Consider the following 18,892-nt stretch of genomic DNA (forward strand, 5'->3'; position numbering starts at 1 on the left):
TCCAGATCAGCGCTGCAGTTCCTGACCGAACACGTCTCTGCGACCAGGCAAATAAAAAACGCATCCGTTCAAACGGATGCGTTTTCTGGTGCGGCGACACTCAGGCGATCGCGCAGTGCGCGACCGAGCGCATCAACGGCCGCGCTGCTTTTTCTTGTCGCGGGCCAGATTGCGACCGAACTGCTTGGGTGCCGACTTGGCCAGTTGCTCGTCCTGCGAGGGGAAATAATCGCCTTCCCAGCGAACGACCTGCTCGTTTTCGAAGAACACGGTGAAGTTCTTGATCTCGGTGCGCGCCAGACGGTCCACGCGCTGGGTGGAGGTGTAGTCCCAGCGCTGCGAATGGAATGGATCGGGGATCGAGGGGGTACCCAGCAACGCGCTGACCTGCTGCTTGCTCTGGCCTACCTGCAGTTGCTCCACGGCATTCTGTTTGATCAGATTGCCCTGGTAGATCGGCTGCTTGTAGATGATGCCGCAGCCAGCGGTGGAGAGAGCAACGGCGGCGACCAGCAGGAGATTACGCATCGGGGATTAAGTGCTGAGGAAATCACGCCGATGATACACTCCCGCCGGTCGCCGCGACCCGTTTGATGGCAGCTGGCGCTAAATCGCCAATGAACGGAGAACATATGGAAACCCACGACCTGCGCAAAGTCGGGCTCAAGGTGACCCATCCGCGGATGCGGATCCTGGAGTTGCTCGAGCAGAAGAGCAACCAGCACCACCTCAGCGCAGAAGACATCTACCGGCAGCTGCTCGATCATGGCGACGAAATCGGTCTGGCCACGGTGTATCGGGTGCTGACCCAGTTCGAGGCCGCCGGTCTGGTGCTGAAGCACAATTTCGAAGGCGGCCAGGCGGTTTATGAGCTGGATCGCGGCGGCCATCACGACCATATGGTCGACGTGGATACCGGCCACGTGATCGAGTTCGAGAGCGAAGAGATTGAGGCCTTGCAGCGGCAGATCGCCGCCCAGCATGGCTACGAGCTGGAAGAGCACTCGCTGGTGCTGTACGTGCGCAAGAAGCGTCCGCGCTGACGGCAAGCTGGTGGTAGTGCGGCAACGACAAGGCGGCTTCGGCCGCCTTGTGCGTTTGCCGCCATCGGCTGCCTAGGCAACCGATGGCGGCCGAGACAGCGCCCGGCGGCTCAGGCGCTTTGCAGCAGCTTGCGTGCCGCCGCGCGGGCTTCCTTGCTGACTTCCACCCCGCCCAGCATGCGCGCCAGCTCTTCCTGGCGCGCCTGCGGGCCGAGCAGTTCGACCGCGCTCTGGGTCATGCCGTCCACCGGCGCCTTGCTGACCCGATAGTGCGCGTGGCCCTTGGCGGCCACCTGCGGCAAGTGGGTCACGCACAGCACCTGGCGCTCTTCGCCCAGGGCGCGCAGTTTTTGCCCCACGATGTCGGCCACCGCGCCGCCGATGCCGGAATCCACTTCGTCGAAGACCATGGTCGGCACGCTGTCCAGCCCGAGCGCGGCGACCTCGATCGCCAGCGAAATCCGTGACAGCTCGCCGCCGGAGGCGACCTTGCGCAACGCGCGCGGCGGCTGCCCGGCGTTGGCGGCGACCAGGAATTCCACCCGCTCGGCGCCGTTGGGGTCCGGGCGCAGGGTGTCCTGGGGCTGCAGCTGGATCAGGAACTGCCCGCCGCCCATGCCCAGCTCGCCGATCAGCGTGGTGGTGGCGGCCGACAAGGCCTCGGCAGCGGTGGTGCGGCTGGCGCTGAGGCTGCTGGCCGCACCGCGCCAGACGCCGATCGCCGCCTCGATATGCTTGTCCAGCTGCTGCAGGCGCTCGTCGGCGCCGCGCAGGCTTTCCACTTCCAGGCTCATGCGGTCGCGCTGGGCGGCCAGTTCGTCCGGGGTGACGCGGTGCTTGCGGGCCAGATCGTGCAGGCGGCCGAGCCGGCGCTCCATCGCCTCGAACTGGGCCGGGTCGGCCTCCAGGTCGTCGCGCACGCGGTCGAGCAGGGCCAGCGCCTCCTCGATCTGGATGACCGCGCTGTCCAGCAGTGCATCGACCTCGCCCAGGCGTGGCTCGTGCTCGGCCACGCGCGCGAGGTCGTGGCGGCTGTCCTGCAGCAGGCCCAGTGCGGAGGCGCCGTCGTCGCCGTTGAGCTGCAGGGCCACGCTGTCGCAGGCGCCGATCAATGCGGTGGCGTGCGCCTGGCGGCGATGATTGACGTCCAGCGCGGCGATCGCGGCCGGGTCCAGGTCCTCGCGTTCCAGTTCGCTGAGCTGGTGTTCCAGAAAGCCGATGCGGTCGGAGACATCGCCCTGCGCGGACAGCGCATCGCGTTCGTCCAGCAGGGCCTGCCAGCGCTGGCTGGCCTGGCGCACCTGCTCGCGCTGCGCGCCGTTGCGGGCGTAGGCGTCGAGCAGGGCGAGCTGGCTGTGGCGGGCCATCAAGGCCTGGTGTTCGTGCTGGCCGTGAATCTCCACCAGCCGCGAGGCCAGCTCCGCCAGTTGCGAAGAGGTCACCGGGCGGCCGTTGATCCAGGCACGCGAGCCGCCATCGGCACGGATGATCCGGCGCAGCTGGCATTGCGCGTCGTCGTCGAGTTCGTTGTCCGACAGCCAGGTCAGGCCCGGGTGCTGGGCCGGCAGCTGGAATTCGGCCGACAGTTCGGCGCGGTCGGCACCGTGGCGGACCACGCCGCTGTCGGCGCGCAGCCCGGACAGGAAGCCCAGTGCGTCCACCATCAGCGACTTGCCGGCGCCGGTTTCGCCGGAAACCACGGTCATGCCTGGCCCGAATTCCAGTTCGGTGGCGCGGACGACGGCGAAATCCTTGATGGAGAGGTGTCTGAGCATGGGATCGAGTGTGAACGCTTTGGGGAAGCTTAGGGTGGGAGCGGCGGGCAGGGAATAAGACGCTTGCCAACCGCAGGGCCAGACATTATCTATGCCCAGTCTCACCGGATGATCCCATGCGCGCGTCACAGTCCCCAACGCTCGATCCCCGCGCACGCCAACTGCTGCGGACGCTGATTGCCCGCTATATCCGCGATGGCGAGCCGGTCGGCTCCAAGACGCTGGCCCAGCACGCCGGGCTGGACGTCAGCCCGGCCACCATCCGCAACATCCTGGCCGACCTGGAGGATGTGGGGCTGCTCAGCTCTCCGCATACCTCGGCCGGGCGGGTGCCCACCGCGCACGGTTACCGGGTGTTCGTCGACAGCCTGGTGCAGATGCAGCCGCCCGGCGAGGAAGAAGTGCGCCGCCTGCGCGCGGAGCTTGCCAGCGGCAACGGCACCCAGTCGCTGCTGGGCAGCGCCTCGCAGATGCTGTCGGCGATGAGCCATTTCGTCGGCGTGGTCAGTGCGCCGCGGCGCGAGCAGTTCGCGTTCCGGCATATCGACTTCGTGGCGCTGGACGCGCGCCGGGTGCTGGCGATCCTGGTGTTTGCCGACAACGAGGTGCAGAACCGGGTGATCGAGCCGCGCCGGGCCTACGAGCCGGCCGAGCTGGAGCGGGTGGCCAATTACCTCAATGCGCAATTTGCCGGGCGCGCGCTGTCGGACATCCGCGCCTCGCTGCTGCGCGAGCTGCGCATGGCCAAGAACGAGATGGAGCAGCTGCTGGCGCACAGCGTGGATCTGGCCAGCGAGGCGCTGGTGCCGGCCGACGCCGACGACATGGTGATGGCCGGGCAGACCCGCCTGATGGGCGTGCAGGACCTGTCGGACCTGGACCGGCTGCGCGAGCTGTTCGAGGCCTTCGCCAGCAAGCGCGAGATCCTGCAGCTGCTCGAACGCACCATCCAGGCGCCGGGCGTGCGCATCTTCATCGGCGAAGAGACCGGCATGCTGTCGCTGGACGATGTCTCGCTGGTCACCGCGCCGTATGCCGCCAATGGCCAGGTGCTGGGCGTGCTGGGCGTGATCGGGCCCAAACGCATGGCCTACGACCGGGTGATTCCGCTGGTCCAGACCGCCGCCCAGGTGCTGGGCGCGGCCATGGAACCGCCCGGCACGCGATAAGCGGCAGCGATCGATACGATCGTTTTGCTTGAAACGCGCGCGCGCGCCCACATACGGGGTGACGTTGGGGCGGGCGTTCCGCTTGCCCGGGAACTGCACATGAACCAAGACCACCCCGAATTCGACTCCGAAGACCTGTCCCAGAACCCACCCGAGACCGATCCGCTCAAGGCCGAGATCGAGTCGCTGCGCAGCGAGATTGCGCTGGTCAAGGCCGATGCCCTGCGCGAGCGGGCCGATCTGGAAAACCAGCGCAAGCGCATCGCCCGCGACGTCGAGAATGCACGCAAGTTCGCCAACGAGAAGCTGCTGGGCGAGCTGCTGCCGGTGTTCGACAGCCTGGACGCCGGCCTGACCGCGGCCGGCACCGAACCCAGCCCGCTGCGCGATGGCCTGGACATGACCTACAAGCAGTTGCTCAAGGTCGCGGCCGACAACGGCCTGACCCTGCTCGACCCGGTCGGCCAGCCGTTCAACCCGGACCAGCACCAGGCGATCAGCCAGGGCGAGGCCGAGGGCATCGCCCCGGGCCACGTGGTGCAGGTGTTCCAGAAAGGCTATCTGCTCAACGAGCGTCTGCTGCGCCCGGCCCTGGTGGTCGTGGCCAAGCACGACTGAACCGCAGCGCCCGGCTGAACTGCCGGGCACATGCGCGAAACGCAGATTCGTGCAGGTGGCTTGAACACCTGCGCACCACCCCCACATCTCAGCCAGACCCGGCGTCGCCGGACACAGCTACAGAATCATCAGGAGCGTATCCATGGGCAAGATCATTGGTATTGACCTCGGCACCACGAACTCGTGCGTGTCGATCATGGACGGCGGCAAGGCCCGCGTCATCGAAAATTCCGAGGGCGACCGCACCACGCCTTCGATCGTCGCCTACACCAAGGACGGCGAAGTGCTGGTGGGTGCCTCGGCCAAGCGCCAGGCGGTGACCAACCCGAAGAACACCTTCTACGCGGTGAAGCGCCTGATTGGCCGCAAGTTCACCGACGCCGAAGTGCAGAAGGACATCTCGCACGTGCCGTACGGCATTCTTGCCCACGACAACGGCGATGCCTGGGTGCAGACCAGCGATGGCAAGCGCATGGCGCCGCAGGAAATCTCTGCGCGCGTGCTGGAAAAGATGAAGAAGACCGCCGAGGACTTCCTGGGCGAGAAGGTCACCGAGGCCGTGATCACGGTGCCGGCCTACTTCAACGACAGCCAGCGTCAGGCCACCAAGGACGCCGGCCGCATCGCCGGTCTGGACGTCAAGCGCATCATCAACGAGCCGACCGCGGCCGCCCTGGCCTATGGCCTGGACAAGAACGGCGGCGACCGCAAGATCGCCGTGTACGACCTGGGCGGCGGTACCTTCGACGTGTCGATCATCGAAATCGCCGAAGTCGATGGCGAGAAGCAGTTCGAAGTGCTGGCCACCAACGGCGACACCTTCCTGGGCGGCGAAGACTTCGACAACCGCGTCATCGAGTACCTGGTCGACGAATTCAACAAGGATCAGGGCATCGATCTGCGCAAGGATCCGTTGGCACTGCAGCGCCTGAAGGACGCCGCAGAGCGCGCCAAGATCGAGCTGTCGACCAGCCAGCAGACCGAAGTGAACCTGCCGTACGTCACCGCCGATGCCTCGGGCCCGAAGCACCTCAACATCAAGCTGACCCGTGCCAAGCTCGAAGCGCTGGTGGAAGACCTGGTCAAGAAGTCGATCGAGCCGTGCCGCACCGCGTTGAACGATGCCGGCCTGCGCGCCAGCGACATCAACGAAGTGATCCTGGTCGGCGGTCAGACCCGCATGCCGAAGGTGCAGCAGGCGGTTGCCGATTTCTTCGGCAAGGAACCGCGCAAGGACGTCAACCCGGACGAAGCCGTGGCCGTGGGCGCTGCGATCCAGGGCGGCGTGCTGGCCGGCGACGTCAAGGACGTGCTGCTGCTGGACGTGACCCCGCTGTCGCTGGGTATCGAAACCATGGGCGGCGTGTTCACCAAGATCATCGAAAAGAACACCACCATCCCGACCAAGGCCTCGCAGACCTTCTCCACCGCCGAGGACAACCAGTCGGCCGTGACCGTGCACGTGCTGCAGGGTGAGCGCGAGCAGGCCCGCTTCAACAAGTCGCTGGCCAAGTTCGACCTGTCCGGCATCGAGCCGGCGCCACGCGGCATGCCGCAGGTGGAAGTGTCCTTCGACATCGACGCCAACGGCATCCTGCACGTGTCGGCCAAGGACAAGAAGACCAACAAGGAACAGAAGGTCGAGATCAAGGCCGGTTCGGGTCTGTCGGACGAAGAGATCCAGCGCATGGTCGCCGACGCGGAAGCCAACCGCGAGGAAGACAAGAAGTTCCAGGAACTGGTGCAGGCCCGTAACCAGGCCGATGGCCTGATCCACGCCACCCGCACCGCGATCACCGAGCATGGCAGCAAGGTCGGTGGCGATGTGATCGGCAAGGTGGAAGCGGCGCTGTCGGATCTGGAAACCGCCATGAAGAGCGACGACAAGGCGCAGATCGAGGCCCGCAGCAAGACCCTGGAAGAAGCCGGCCAGTCGCTGTACGCCGCCGCCGCCGCGGCAGAGCAGGGCGGCAACGCCGATGCGGCCAGCGGCAACGCGCAGGCCTCCAAGGCCGCCGACGACGTGGTGGACGCCGAGTTCACCGAGGTCAAGGACGACAAGAAGTAAGCCGTGATTTGGGAGTCGGGAGTGGGGATTGGCAGCCGCTAAAGCTGCCGATCCCCATCCCGATATCCTTTACGCGTCGCGTCGCCAAGGCGGACCAGCGCATGCTGTCCGCTTTTGCGTTTCAACGAATCTCAAATCACGAATCCCCAATACCGGCTTATGAGCAAACGCGATTACTACGAAGTGCTGGGCGTTGCCCGTGGCGCCAGCGACGAGGAGCTGAAGAAGGCGTATCGGCGCTGTGCGATGAAGCACCACCCGGACCGCAATCCAGGCGACGCTGCTGCCGAGGCGATGTTCAAGGAGTGCAAGGAAGCCTATGAAGTGTTGTCGGACGGCAACAAGCGTCGTGCCTACGATGCGCATGGCCACGCTGCGTTCGAGCACGGCATGGGCGGTGGTGGTGGGCCGGGTGGCCCGGACATGGGAGATATCTTTGGCGATATCTTCGGCAATATTTTCGGCGGTGGCGCCGCCGGTCCGCGCGCTGCGCGACGTGGCGCCGACGTCGGTTACGTGTTGGAACTGGATCTGGAAGAAGCCGTCGCCGGTATCGAGCGCCGCATCGAGATCCCGACCCTGATCGAGTGCGAGCCCTGCCACGGCAGCGGTTCGGAAGACGGCAAGGTGGAAGTGTGCGGGACCTGCCACGGACGCGGCCAGGTACGCATCCAGCGCGGCATCTTCGCCATGCAGCAGAGCTGCCCGCATTGCGACGGGCGCGGCACGCTGATCCAGAATCCGTGCAAGACCTGCCACGGCGCCGGTCGCGTGGAAGAGGACAAGGTGCTGTCGATCAAGGTGCCTGCCGGTGTGGATACCGGCGACCGCATCCGTCTGGCAGGCGAGGGCGAGGCCGGTCCGGCCGGCACGCCGCCAGGCGATCTGTATGTGGAGGTGCGCGTGCGCGAGCATGCGATCTTCCAGCGCGACGGCGACGACCTGCATTGCGAAGTACCGATCCGCATCTCGCAGGCGGCGCTCGGCGACACCGTGCGTGTGGCGACCCTGGGCGGCGAGGCGGAGATCCGCATTCCGGCCGAAACCCAGACCGGCAAGCTGTTCCGGTTGCGCGGCAAGGGCGTGCGCTCGGTGCGTAGCCGCACCGAAGGCGACCTGTATTGCCGCGTGGTGGTCGAAACGCCGGTGAACCTGACCGCCGACCAGCGCGCGTTGCTGCAGCAGTTCGAGGCCACGTTCACCGGTGAGGATGCCCGCAAGCATTCGCCCAAGTCGGCCACGTTCATCGATGGCGTCAAGGGCTTCTGGGATCGGATGACGTCCTGAGGCCGGGGGTCGGGAATCGGGATTGGGGAATCGTAAGGGCGGTGTGGCCCGGCCTGCCGGGGTAGTGCGCCAGTGTGGCGATTCGGGATTCGTGGGAGCGGATGCCCGCTTCCGAATGCCCGGAGAGTTGCACGGCTGAGCGAAGTTCTCCCTACGAATGCCGGCCCCAGGGGCCGGCATTTGCGTTTGTGCGGCGGGAGCCCGTAAAGGTAAGGGCGATAGCGACTGCTGCCGGCGCATAGACCAGCCTGGCTGCGGAGCGTGCAGCGGCGAGCGGACGGTGGGCGCATCGATCGACGCTGGGCGCGCCATGGCGCTGGCGTAAAATGCGGCGATGAACAATGCCCCCGACAGTCACCTCGTCCACGGTCGCCGCCAGCGCCCGGATGGTCCTTCGCCGATCGATGTGATCTCGGTGCAATCGCAACTGGTCTATGGCCATGCCGGCAACAGCGCGGCGGTGCCGCCGTTGCGCGCGCTGGGCCTGCGGGTGGCGGAAGTGCCCACCACGCTGCTGAGCAACGCACCGTTCTACGCCACCTTGCGCGGCCGCATCCTGCCGGCCGACTGGTTGGCCGACCTGTTGCTGGGTGCCACCGAGCGCGGCCTGCCGCAGCGTGCGCGCATGCTGGTCTCCGGCTACTTCGGCAGCCTGGCCAATGGCGAGGCATTCGCCGACTGGCTCGAGCAGACCCTGCCGCAGGCGCCGCAGCTGCGGTATTGCCTGGACCCGGTGATCGGCGACACGCACACCGGCCCGTATGTCGAGCCTGGACTGGAGCGCGTCTTCGCCGAGCGGCTGTTGCCGCATGCCTGGCTGGTGACGCCGAATGCGTTCGAGCTCGGGCGCCTGACCGGTTTGCCGAGTCTGCAGCAGGACGATGCCATCGTCGCCGCGCGCGCATTGCTGGCGCGCGGCCCGCAATGGGTGCTCGCACACAGCGTGGCCGGTGCGGCCGGTGAGCTGGTGACCCTGGCGGTCAGCGACACGGCGGTGTATCGATGGGCTACGCCGCATCTGCCGGTGGATGTGGCCGGCACCGGCGATGTGCTGATGGCCTTGCTGATCGGTTTGCTGCTGCGCGAGGTGCCGTTCGAGCAGGCGGTGGGGCACGCGCTCAGCGGCGTGCACAGCGCGCTGGAAGCGACCCTGGCTGCAGGTTTCGAAGAGTTCGATGTGCTGGCCGCCGCGCCTGCCGCACTCGCGGCCGTACCGCGCTTTGCCGTTGAGCGCTTGGCGTGATGGCGCAGCCGGTGGTCGGCATCGTCGGCATCGCCGGTGCCTACGGACGCTGGCTGGCGCAGTTCTTGCGCACGCGCATGCGGCTGGAGGTGATCGGCTTCGATCCGGCAGCTGACGGCGACATCGACGAAGCCACATTGGCGCAGCGAGCGGACGTGCTGATTTTCTCTGCACCGATCCGCCACACCGCCGGCTTGATCGAGCGCTATGTGGATCTTGCCGGCCCGCGCGCCGCGTCGCAGTTGTGGATGGATGTCACCTCGATCAAGCAGGCACCGGTGGCTGCGATGCTGGCCTCGCCGGCCGAGGTCGTCGGCCTGCATCCGATGACCGCACCGCCCAAATCGCCCACCTTGAAAGGTCGGGTGATGGTGGTCTGCCAGGCACGCCTGCAGCACTGGTCCACGTGGGTACAGGCGCTGTGTACCGCGTTGCAGGCCGAGTGCGTGTACGCCACGCCCGAGCACCACGACCGCGTGATGGCGCTGGTGCAGGCAATGGTGCACGCCACCCATCTGGCGCAGGCCGGCACCTTGCGCGACTACGCGCCACTGCTCGGCGAGCTGCGCGCGCTGATGCCGTATCGCTCGGCCTCGTTCGAGCTGGATACCGCGGTGATCGCACGCATCCTCTCGCTTAATCCGGCGATCTACGAAGACATCCAGTTCGGCAACCCCTATGTCGGCGAGATGCTCGATCGTTTGTTGCTGCAACTGCAGGAGCTGCGCGCCCTGGTCGCGCAGGGCGACGATGCGGCGCGCGCGCAGTTTCGCGCCCGGTTCCTGGACGACAACGCGCAGGCGCTGCAGGGCGAATCGCTCGCGGCCGGCAACTACACCTATGAGCGCGTGGGCTACCTGCTGGCTGACCTCACCGAACCGCTGACCTTGAGCGTGTATCTGCCGCAAGACCAGCCCGGCTCGTTGCGTGCCTTGCTGCATGTGTTCGAGCAGCATGGGGTGAACCTGTCGTCGATCCATTCCTCGCGCACGCCGGTGGGCGAGCTGCATTTCCGCATCGGGTTCGAGCCGGGTAGCGATCGCGCGGCGCTGGCGCAGGCGGCCAGCGAAATCGACCGCAGCGGCATCGGACGGGTGCTGGAGCGTTCCGACCGCAACGGGTAGCAACAGTGCAGGGCGGCCGTGGGCTTGCCCACTGTCGATGGCCGCAGCAGGGTGCAGATGTCAGGCGCCGATCATGTGCTGGCCGAGCGATACCGCATGCGATGCATCGAGGGCGAGGGTGATTGTCGCTCGGCGCAATGCCAAATAACGCGCACCGGTTTCATCCACATAGGGTGTGGATGAAACCTGCACAAGCATGTGGATAACTGTGCGCAGCCTTTGCGCTGCAACGGCTACGGACGGGTTGGTCAAAAAATGACCAGTGCTATTTCAGGGCGTCGACAGGCGCAGCTCGCCACCATCGGTGATGAAGCGCTGGCCCTGCCGTTGCAGGCGGCGGCCATCGGGCAGTTCGTAGCGTGGCGCCGTATGCGCTTGCATGCGGCCTTGCTGCCCGTTGCGGGATTCGAGCTCGTCGCGGAATTCGATGATGACGTAGGACTCGCCATCTGCACCGATTGCGGGAAATTGCCGGAAAGACATACGCACCTCCGAAGGATTTCAGGGTCGCAGTGCGAGCCGCCAGGGACCGCACGCCCGGCGCCGGGCCGGTGCAGGCGAGCATGCGCAGGCAGGTGTTACCCGGGCGTCATTGCGCACTGCGGCACCGCTCGGGAGCCGGCAGGCAGCCTGCTCAACGGCTCAGCTGCAATGCGTCCCGGTCGGCCGTTGCCGCTGCCAGCTCGGCACGCGCCGAGGCAATGCGCGCCTGCGCATCGATCAGGCGCACGCGGGCATCGTTGGCGGTTTCTTCGCGCTGATTGACCAGGAAGAAATCGCCCGACCCCAGTTCGAAGCGTCGGCGCTCGGCCACGGCCAGGCGGTCGGCCAGGCTGCGTTCTTCGTCGGCGATCTTGGCCAGCCGCTCGGCAGCGGTGAGCGAAATGACGATCGACTCGACCTCCACCGTGATCTGGTCGCGCAGGTAGCGGCTGCGCTGATCCAGCGCCTCGATCTCGGCGCGTGCTTCGGCGACCTTGCCCTTGGCGGTGCGGTTTTCCAGCGGCACGCTGAAGCGGAAGCCGATGATCGCATCGGTCGGCGAGCGGTTCGGGCCACCCACACCCGGCGCCCCCAGGTCCTTGCTGACCTCGAAGCTGACATCCAGGCGTGGTTTGAGATCGTTCTGCGCCAGCATCAGCCGCGCGGTGGCCTGGTCGATCCGGGTCAGCACCGCACGGTAATCGGGGCGCTCCACCGGCGCGGTGATCCTGCTGGCACCGGCCAGACCTTCCAGCGCCGATGTATCGGCCGGCAGGCGCTCGGTGGAGACGATCAACGGCATGCCGGCATCGTCGCGCAGGTACAGCGACAAGGCATTGGCGGCGTTGGCGAAGTCCTGCTCCGAGCGCACCACCAGGGCACGCCGGCGGACCAGGTTCTGGTCGTTCTCGGTCAGCAGGATGGTGGGCCGCGCGCCCAGCGTCACCTGCCGGGAAATCGCATTGCGGCGCTGCTCGGCCAGCTGCAGCAGCTCGTTGTACGCGCGCAGCTTCAGGCCGGCCGCGACCCAGCTCTGGTAAGCATCCACCGCGCGGCGTTGCACGCCGATGGCGACCATTTGCGCTTCGTACTGGGCGACATCGATATCGCCACCGGCAACGCTGCGGCGGGTGCGGCGTTCGTCGACCACGCGGTCGCGCAGCAACGCATACAGCGCGCCGACTTTCACTTCGCCGCCGCGGTCGGTGTAGGACTTGTCTTCGTACACCGGGAACGCGCCGCGCGAGGAGCGGTAACCGCCGTAGTAATAGCCGCCGTTGTCATCGAAGGGACGCTTGACGGTGCTTTCGATCGTGCTGCCGTCGTAGTAGCCGGCCTCGCGCGAACGGCCGTCGAGATCGAACACGGTATCGAACGCACCATCGGCCGAGATGCCCTTGCCTTCGGCCTGGCGGACCTTGGCCAGCGCTTCGACGATCTGCGGGGAAGAGCGTGCAGAGGAGCGCAGCACTTCGTCCAGCGTCAGCGGGGTGGTCTGGGCGGCGACCACTCCCGGTACGAGCGCGATCAGCAAGGCGACAAGACGGCGGATCATTTCTTGCCGGTCTCGTCGTCTTCGGCCTTGGGCGCCGCCTTGCCCTTGCCCTCATCCTGCGTCGTCGTCGCTGCCGGACGGCGGCCAAACTCCAGCGGGAAATTGTTGAGCTGGCGCCACAGTTCGTAGCCCACCTTCACCGTTTCGCCCTGCACCCAGCCGCGCACCTTGCCGCCTTGGCGGGCGAATTCCTGCGCCGGCCAGGCCGGCTTGCCCGGCTGCGGTTCGACCAGGATGCGGAACAGGCCATCGGGCGCGGCATTGGGGTCGATGGCGCGCACGCGGCCATCGAACATGCCGTGCGCCACCGACGGCCAGCCGCTGAACTGGATCGCCGGCCAGCCTTCGAACTCCAGCCGCACCGGGCGGCCGGGGCGGATCAGCGGCACGTCGCGGCCGTCGATATACAGCTCGACCGCGCGCTCCACCCGCTCCGGCGCGATCACCGCCAGCACCGTGCCAGGCGAGACCATCGCGCTGCCACTGGCGGCGTTGAGCTGCTGCACGCGGCCATCGCGCGGTGCGCGCACCAGCTGCGCCGACTGGCGGTTCAACTGGATGTCGATGCGGGTCAGCTTGGCGCGCGATTCGGCCAGCTTGGCATCGGCCTCGGCGACCTTGATCTGGGTCAGCTCGAAGTCGCGGCGGCCGGCCAGCCCTTCGGCGAGCAATTGCCTGCTGCGCGCCACATCGATGCTGGCAACCGCGCGCGATTGCTGGATCGCGGTGATTTCCGCCTGCACCTGGGCCCGCTCGCTGGCCAGGCGGGCGAGCAGATCCGGGTCCAGGTCGCCGACACGCGCGATCGGATCGCCACGCGAGACATGCTGGCCGTCGTGCACGTACCAGCGCTCGACCCGGCCGGGCACGAAGGCGGTGACCTGCTGCTGGCGGTCGCCCGGATCCAGCGCCACCACCTGGCCCTTGCCGCTGGCGGTCTGCACCCACGGCGCCAGCGCCAGGATCGCGCTGGCAATGACAATGCCGATCAGCAACATCCAGGCCAGCGCCTTGGCGATGCTGGGTGGGCGCATCGCCGCCAGGGTGGGGAAGTGCGCGTTGCGATCAGTAGCGTGCTGCATCGTTTGCCTCCTGCGTGGAGGCGACCAGTTCGGCGCGGGTGGCAAAGCGCTGCTGTCGCTCGGGCTGCAGGTGGAACCAGCCATCCAGGGTGATGTCTTCCGGCCGGCCGGTGCACAGCAGCACCGTGGTGCCGGCCGCCTTCAGGCGTCGCAGCACGCCGGCCAGGCGGTCGGCGGGAATCAGGTCGTACAGCTGCGACAGCATCAGCACGCGCGGGCGCACCAGCAGCGCATTGGCCAGCTTCAAGGCCATCACTTCACCGATCCACAGCGGGTAGCCGGAGGCCGCCAGCCGCGTGTCCAGGCCGTGCGGCAGCGCGGCGATGCGGGTGCGCAAGCCCACCGCATCGATCGCTTCCAGCATCGCCTCGGAGTTCACATCGGCCGACGCCAGCGCCAGATATTCGCGGATGGTGACTTCGACAATGGTCGGCCGGTCGAGCACCGTCACTTCCGAGCGCAGCAGATACATGTCGAAGGTGGCCATGTCCGCACCGCCGACCATGACCAGCCCGCGATCGGGGACCACGTGGCGCTTGAGGATCATCGCCAGCAGCCGCTCCGCGCCGCCATCGGCGATCGTCACCAACTGCTCGCCGGCAGCCAGCGAAAAATCGAAACGCGCGCCGTCGATCACCACCCCGTCCAGGCGCACCGCGCTGTTGCCGGGCGTCTTGCCGGGTGCCACGACCGCGCGTTCCTGCGGGATGGCGAACAGCAGCGACAGTTCCTCGGAGCTGGCCACCAGGTCGTAGAACGCGTCCAGGTACGCACCGAGTTGCGAGATGCCGTAGAAGACCGCGCTGAGGATCAGCTCGGCTGCCACCAGCTGGCCGATCGACAGCTCGCCCCGCAGGATCAGGTTGCCGCCCAGCGCCAGCAGCGCCGCGCTGGCGATCGCGTAGACCAGCAGGAACGCCACCGTCTGGGTGAAGCTGTAACGGAAGTGGCGCCGATGCCGGTCGACATAGGCGGCGGTGACGGACTCGGAGCGGTCCATCGCGAAGTTGAGGTGGCGGCTGGATTTATAGAAGCCGTTGGAGCCGCCGACGCTTTCCAGCCAGCGCGCGGCCTCGTGCTTGGCATGGCTCAGGTCGACCGCGGTGCGGATCGACCCGCGCGACCAGATCATCCAGATGCCGAAGATGACCAGCAGCAGCAAGGCATTGAAGCCCAGGAAGAACGGGTGGTAGAAGCTGGTGAGTATCAGCCCGACCGCCGATTGCAGCACGATGGTGAAGGCGCCGATGGCCAGGCTCGGCACCGCTTTCTGCACCACCACCAGATCGAAGTAGCGGTTGAACATGTCGCCGCGGTTCTGGTCGGCGAAGAACGGATTCTGCGCATGCACCGCGCGCACGGTGATTTCCGACACCACGCGTGCGAACAGTCGGCGCTCGAACAGCGCCATGATCCACACCCGCATCGCGCTCAGGCCGGCGACCAGCAGCAACAGGCCCAGCAACAGGCTCGACAGGGTCCACAGCGGCGCCGCCAGCGCGGTATTGGCCACGCTGTTGATCAGCAACTGCACCGAGATCGGCGTGGCCAGCGACAGCAGGCTGATCGCGACTCCGTACACCATGGCCAGGCGCACATAGGGCATGTCCGGCCCGACGATTTCCGCCAGCCAGGCTCCCGCTTCCCGCCATCCGATCTGCTTGCCCGCCATTCGATTTCCGTTGATGAGTTCAATGAAGCATTGACGAGTTGCAGCTGGCGAACAAGGCCGCAGCACTTATTCGAGGCATAGGATTTTCCTATGCGGCCACCGCACGCAGAAGATCGGCGATCAGGCCGAAGGCCGGCGCGCGTCCTGCGCCCTGCCGCCACAACAGCCCGATCTCCCTATAGTAGCGTCCGCCTTTGATCGGCCGGACCACGACATCGTCGCCCTCGCGGATTTCCTGGCGCACATACAGGTCTGGCAGCAGTGCAAGACCCATGCCCATCCCGGCCATCTGGCGGATCGCATCCAGGCTGGTGCCTTCGTAATCGCGCAGCACATTGGCACCGACGTCCATGGCGATCGCCGCCACCTGTTCGGCCAGGCGGTACTCTGGCATCAAGGTGAGCAGGTTGGCGCCGCGCAGATCGGCCGGCGTGATGCAGGTCTTGGCCCGCAAGGGATGATCGGCGGCCATGGTCACGTGCAGCGGTTCGCGGAACAGCCGCTCGCTGTGCAGGCCGCGCCCGGCCACCGGCAATTGCGCCAGGATCAGGTCGTGCACGCCGCTGGCCAGGCCGCTGGCGAGCGCGGTCGGCAGGCCTTCGCGCACGTGCACGCGCAGTGCCGGATGTTCGCGGTGCAGGCGCGCCACCAGACTCGGCATCAGGTAGGCGCCCAGCGTTGGCGACACGCCCAGCCGGATGGTGCCGATCAAGGTGTCGGCCGAGGTGGCGCGGACCTCTTCCAGATCGGCGACGTCCAGCAGGATGCTGCGCGCGCGTTCGAGCAGGTCGCGCCCCAACGGCGTCAGGATGGCCGGCACGCCACGTTCGAACAGCGCGGCGCCGACGATGGTTTCCAGCGCACGGATCTGCTGCGACAGCGAGGGTTGCGACACGCCCATCTGCTCGGCGGCGCGGGTGAAGCTGCCGGTGTCGGCGAGCGCGACGAAATAACTGAGTTGGCGAATGGTGGTTCTGGGGCGGGGCATGCGTGACGTCGTCAGGTGGGGGCGCGTGGGGGCGCAGGATCGGCCCGGGCCGCTGCCGCAGACACGCTGGCATGACAGCACACGCCGGTGTCACCCAGGCGTCATTGATCGATGAACTGCAGCCGCGCCAGCTCCGCGTACAGGCCGCCTTCGGCGATCAACTGCGCGTGCGTGCCCTGCGCGACGATGCGGCCGGCATCCATCACCACGATGCGGTCGGCCTTGAGCACGGTGGCCAGGCGATGGGCGATGACCAGCGTGGTGCGGCCTTCCATCAGCCGGTCCAGCGCCTGCTGCACGGCGCGTTCGCTCTGCGCATCCAGCGCGCTGGTGGCCTCGTCCAGCAGCAGGATCGGCGCGTCCTTGAGCAAGGCGCGCGCGATCGCCACCCGTTGCTGCTGGCCGCCGGACAGGCGCGTGCCGCGTTCGCCGAGTTCGCTGGCGTAGCCCTGCGGCAGGGCGCGGATGAAACTGTCGGCCTCGGCGGCCGCGGCGGCGGCTTGCACCTCCGCATCGCTGGCGTCCAGGCGCCCATAGCGGATGTTGTCGGCGGCGCTGGCGGCAAACAGCGTGGGTTGCTGCGGCACCAGGGCGATGCGTTCGCGCAGCAGTACCGGGTCGGTATCGCGCAGGTCCACCTCGTCGATACGCAGGCTGCCGCTGACCGGGTCGTGGAAGCGCAGCAACATCGCCAGCACCGTGCTCTTGCCGGCGCCGGAGGGCCCGACCAGCGCCACGGTTTCGCCCGGATGGACATGCAGGTCGAAGCCATCCAGCGCCGGCGCATCGGGGCGCTGCGGATAATGGAACACCACCTGATCGAAATGGATCGCGCCGCGCAGCGGCTGCGGCAAGGGCTGCGGCGTGGCCGGCGCGACGATCGCCGGCCGCTCGTCGAGCAGTTCGCCGACCCGGCCCATGCCGCCGGCCGCGCGCTGCAACTCGTTCCAGACCTCGGCCAAGGCACCGACCGAGCCGCCGCCGATCAGCGCGTACAACACGAACTGTCCCAGCGTGCCGGGAGTCATGCGTCCGACGATGACATCGTGCGCGCCCAGCCACAGCACACCGACGATGGCGCCGAAGATCAGCATGATCGCCACCGCGGTGACCGTGGCCTGGGTGCGGATGCGCAGCCGTGCGGTATCGATCGCGGCGAACAGGGCCTGGCTGAAACGCTGGCTCTCGTAGCGCTCGCGCGCATGCGCCTGCACGGTGCGCACCGCGCCCAGCGTTTCGGCTGCCAGCGTGTTGGCGTCGGCGACGCGGTCCTGGCTGGCGCGCGAGATCTTCTGCAGGCGGCGTGCGCCCAGCACGATCGGCAGCACCGCCAGCGGAATGCCGATCAGGGTGAAGCCGGCCAGCCGCGGGCTGGTGACGAACAACATCGCCATGCTGCCGATCACCGTGACCAAGCTGCGCAATGCCACCGACATGGTGGTGCCGATCATCCCGCGCAGCAGCTCGCTGTCGGCCGACAGGCGCGACACCAGCTCGCCACTGCGGCTGCGATCATGGAAGCCGGCGTCCAGCCCGATCAGATGCGCATACAGGCGGCCGCGTAGGTCGGCCACCACTTTTTCGCCTAGCAGCTCGACGAAATAGAAGCGCGCGGCCGTTGCCACTGCCAGTACCGCCGCCACCGCTAACAACAGCGCGAAGGCGTGGTTGATCTGCGAGCCGCCGGAGAAACCATGGTCGATCATCTGCTTGACCGCCGCCGGCAGGCTCAATGTGGCGGCCGAGGAAATGGCCAGTGCGATCAGCCAGGCGGCGAACAGGCCACGCTGGCGCTGCACGAACGGCCACAAGGTGCGCAGGCTGCCAAGCTTCCGCAACGGGTTGGGCCTGGCGGCGGCTGGCTGGTTCATGCGGCTTCCGGTGATGAGAGATGGACACGGTTGCGAGTGGCGTCGCACAGGCGCGTTTTCAAGCCGGCCAGCTGATCGGCCGGCAGTTGCACGCGTAGTGCCGCGCCCTGCGCGTCGAAGTGCTCGTCCAGCTTGTCGGCGTGGAAGGCGCTCAAGGCAGCATGCACCAGGCCCAGGTCGTCGAACCGGCATTGCAGGTCGAGCAGCGACAACGCAATCAATGGCTGTCGCGCCGCCAGTCGCAGGCATTCGGCCGCAGCGCCGCCGTAGGCACGCACCAGCCCGCCGGCACCGAGCTTGATGCCGCCATACCAGCGTGTGACCACCACCACCACGCGGTCGTAGCCCTGGCCATCGATGGCCGCGAGAATTGGCCGCCCGGCGGTGCCGCTGGGCTCGCCATTGTCGCTGGAACGGTAGTCCTGCCCGAATCGGTAGGCCCAGCAGTTGTGGGTGGCATCGGCAACGGACACGCGCTGCACGATCTCCAGCGCCTGCGCGGGAGAGTCCAGTGCCGCAGCGTTGGCCAGAAAGCGACTGTGCTTGATGTCCAGGCTGTGGTGCGCGTCAGCGGCGAGGGTATCGAGCATCGTCGCCATTCTATGCGAGCCGCTCGCGCCGGTCGCCGCAGCCATCGTGACTGCCGTTGCAAGCTTGCAGATCGGCAGGAGGTTCGTTGCGGCGTTGCGACGACGGGTAGATGCGCAATGGGTGCGCGCAGGCCCTGGGGCCGTTACACGCAGGCCGTGTGCCTGCTCCGTCGACTTGGCGAACAACGTGACGCAGGATTCGGGTCGTGGCAGGTGCCGCCGGGTGCGGCATCGCGCCGGAGCGATGGCCGCATAAGTCAGAGATGGTCCGGTGCGTCGCTGCACTTCCACGCAGCTGATGTATGACTACAGCGCCGCTGCGCG

At 67.2% G+C, this 18,892-nt stretch carries 17 protein-coding genes; 7 read left to right on the top strand and 10 right to left on the bottom strand.

Annotated features, from left to right (window positions below; all coding sequences use genetic code 11):
- Positions 1-132: 132 nt before the first annotated feature.
- On the bottom strand, positions 133-528 hold the full coding sequence (locus ABQ039_RS07290; RefSeq protein ID WP_039528130.1) for an outer membrane protein assembly factor BamE: 396 nt from the start codon (positions 526-528) through the stop codon (positions 133-135).
- Positions 529-632: 104 nt separating this feature from the next.
- On the opposite strand from ABQ039_RS07290, the gene fur reads away from it, so the two are divergent.
- Positions 633-1,043 carry a ferric iron uptake transcriptional regulator gene (fur, locus tag ABQ039_RS07295; protein ID WP_016901564.1) on the top strand — a complete coding sequence of 137 codons (411 nt, stop codon included), beginning with the start codon at positions 633-635 and terminating at the stop codon, positions 1,041-1,043.
- A gap of 110 nt (positions 1,044-1,153) precedes the next feature.
- On the opposite strand, the gene recN is transcribed toward fur, so the two are convergent.
- Complete coding sequence (gene recN, locus ABQ039_RS07300; RefSeq protein WP_104623292.1) at positions 1,154-2,818, bottom strand: DNA repair protein RecN; 1,665 nt, start codon at positions 2,816-2,818, stop codon at positions 1,154-1,156.
- A 116-nt stretch (positions 2,819-2,934) separates the two neighbouring features.
- On the opposite strand from recN, the gene hrcA reads away from it, so the two are divergent.
- From hrcA to ABQ039_RS07330, 6 genes are all read left to right on the top strand, one after another.
- Complete coding sequence (hrcA, locus tag ABQ039_RS07305) at positions 2,935-3,987, top strand: heat-inducible transcriptional repressor HrcA (RefSeq protein WP_024939315.1); 1,053 nt, start codon at positions 2,935-2,937, stop codon at positions 3,985-3,987.
- Positions 3,988-4,086: 99 nt separating this feature from the next.
- The gene (gene grpE / locus ABQ039_RS07310) at positions 4,087-4,605 is read left to right on the top strand and encodes a nucleotide exchange factor GrpE (protein ID WP_010366360.1); all 519 of its coding nucleotides are present in this window, start codon (positions 4,087-4,089) and stop codon (positions 4,603-4,605) included.
- A gap of 142 nt (positions 4,606-4,747) precedes the next feature.
- Entirely contained in the window at positions 4,748-6,673 is a 1,926-nt protein-coding gene (dnaK, locus tag ABQ039_RS07315; protein ID WP_016901561.1) for a molecular chaperone DnaK, read from the top strand.
- Between the two features lie 159 nt (positions 6,674-6,832).
- Entirely contained in the window at positions 6,833-7,960 is a 1,128-nt protein-coding gene (gene dnaJ / locus ABQ039_RS07320) for a molecular chaperone DnaJ (RefSeq protein ID WP_024939317.1), read from the top strand.
- A 334-nt stretch (positions 7,961-8,294) separates the two neighbouring features.
- A complete protein-coding gene (gene pdxY / locus ABQ039_RS07325) occupies positions 8,295-9,203 on the top strand; it encodes a pyridoxal kinase (protein WP_104574924.1) in 909 nt (302 codons plus the stop codon).
- A complete protein-coding gene (locus ABQ039_RS07330; protein ID WP_102580989.1) occupies positions 9,200-10,327 on the top strand; it encodes a prephenate dehydrogenase in 1,128 nt (375 codons plus the stop codon). Before pdxY ends, ABQ039_RS07330 begins: the two co-directional genes overlap by 4 nt.
- 60 nt (positions 10,328-10,387) lie before the next feature.
- Here the strand turns inward: ABQ039_RS07330 and ABQ039_RS07335 are convergent, their stop codons facing one another.
- The 8 genes from ABQ039_RS07335 to ABQ039_RS07370 all read right to left on the bottom strand — a co-directional run bounded on the left by ABQ039_RS07335 (position 10,388) and on the right by ABQ039_RS07370 (position 18,577).
- Positions 10,388-10,579 (bottom strand): hypothetical protein, encoded by a 192-nt coding sequence (locus ABQ039_RS07335; RefSeq protein ID WP_160954873.1) that lies wholly within the window; start codon positions 10,577-10,579, stop codon positions 10,388-10,390.
- A gap of 18 nt (positions 10,580-10,597) precedes the next feature.
- Positions 10,598-10,810: a hypothetical protein gene (locus tag ABQ039_RS07340; RefSeq protein ID WP_024939320.1), complete on the bottom strand. Its 213-nt coding sequence runs from the start codon at positions 10,808-10,810 to the stop codon at positions 10,598-10,600.
- A gap of 151 nt (positions 10,811-10,961) precedes the next feature.
- Positions 10,962-12,365, bottom strand: coding sequence for a TolC family protein (locus ABQ039_RS07345; protein WP_184610791.1), 1,404 nt, complete (start codon positions 12,363-12,365; stop codon positions 10,962-10,964).
- The gene (locus ABQ039_RS07350) at positions 12,362-13,447 is read right to left on the bottom strand and encodes an HlyD family secretion protein (RefSeq protein WP_065032441.1); all 1,086 of its coding nucleotides are present in this window, start codon (positions 13,445-13,447) and stop codon (positions 12,362-12,364) included. Before ABQ039_RS07350 ends, ABQ039_RS07345 begins: the two co-directional genes overlap by 4 nt.
- Complete coding sequence (locus tag ABQ039_RS07355; RefSeq protein ID WP_349778617.1) at positions 13,431-15,119, bottom strand: ABC transporter ATP-binding protein; 1,689 nt, start codon at positions 15,117-15,119, stop codon at positions 13,431-13,433. Before ABQ039_RS07355 ends, ABQ039_RS07350 begins: the two co-directional genes overlap by 17 nt.
- A gap of 88 nt (positions 15,120-15,207) precedes the next feature.
- Complete coding sequence (locus ABQ039_RS07360) at positions 15,208-16,107, bottom strand: hydrogen peroxide-inducible genes activator (protein WP_024939324.1); 900 nt, start codon at positions 16,105-16,107, stop codon at positions 15,208-15,210.
- A 101-nt stretch (positions 16,108-16,208) separates the two neighbouring features.
- On the bottom strand, positions 16,209-17,978 hold the full coding sequence (locus ABQ039_RS07365; protein WP_184516856.1) for an ABC transporter transmembrane domain-containing protein: 1,770 nt from the start codon (positions 17,976-17,978) through the stop codon (positions 16,209-16,211).
- On the bottom strand, positions 17,975-18,577 hold the full coding sequence (locus tag ABQ039_RS07370) for a YigZ family protein (RefSeq protein WP_349778618.1): 603 nt from the start codon (positions 18,575-18,577) through the stop codon (positions 17,975-17,977). Before ABQ039_RS07370 ends, ABQ039_RS07365 begins: the two co-directional genes overlap by 4 nt.
- Positions 18,578-18,892: the final 315 nt, after the last annotated feature.

Source organism: Xanthomonas sp. WHRI 6108 (assembly GCF_040202385.2).
In the GTDB taxonomy this organism is placed as follows: Bacteria; Pseudomonadota; Gammaproteobacteria; order Xanthomonadales; family Xanthomonadaceae; genus Xanthomonas; species Xanthomonas arboricola.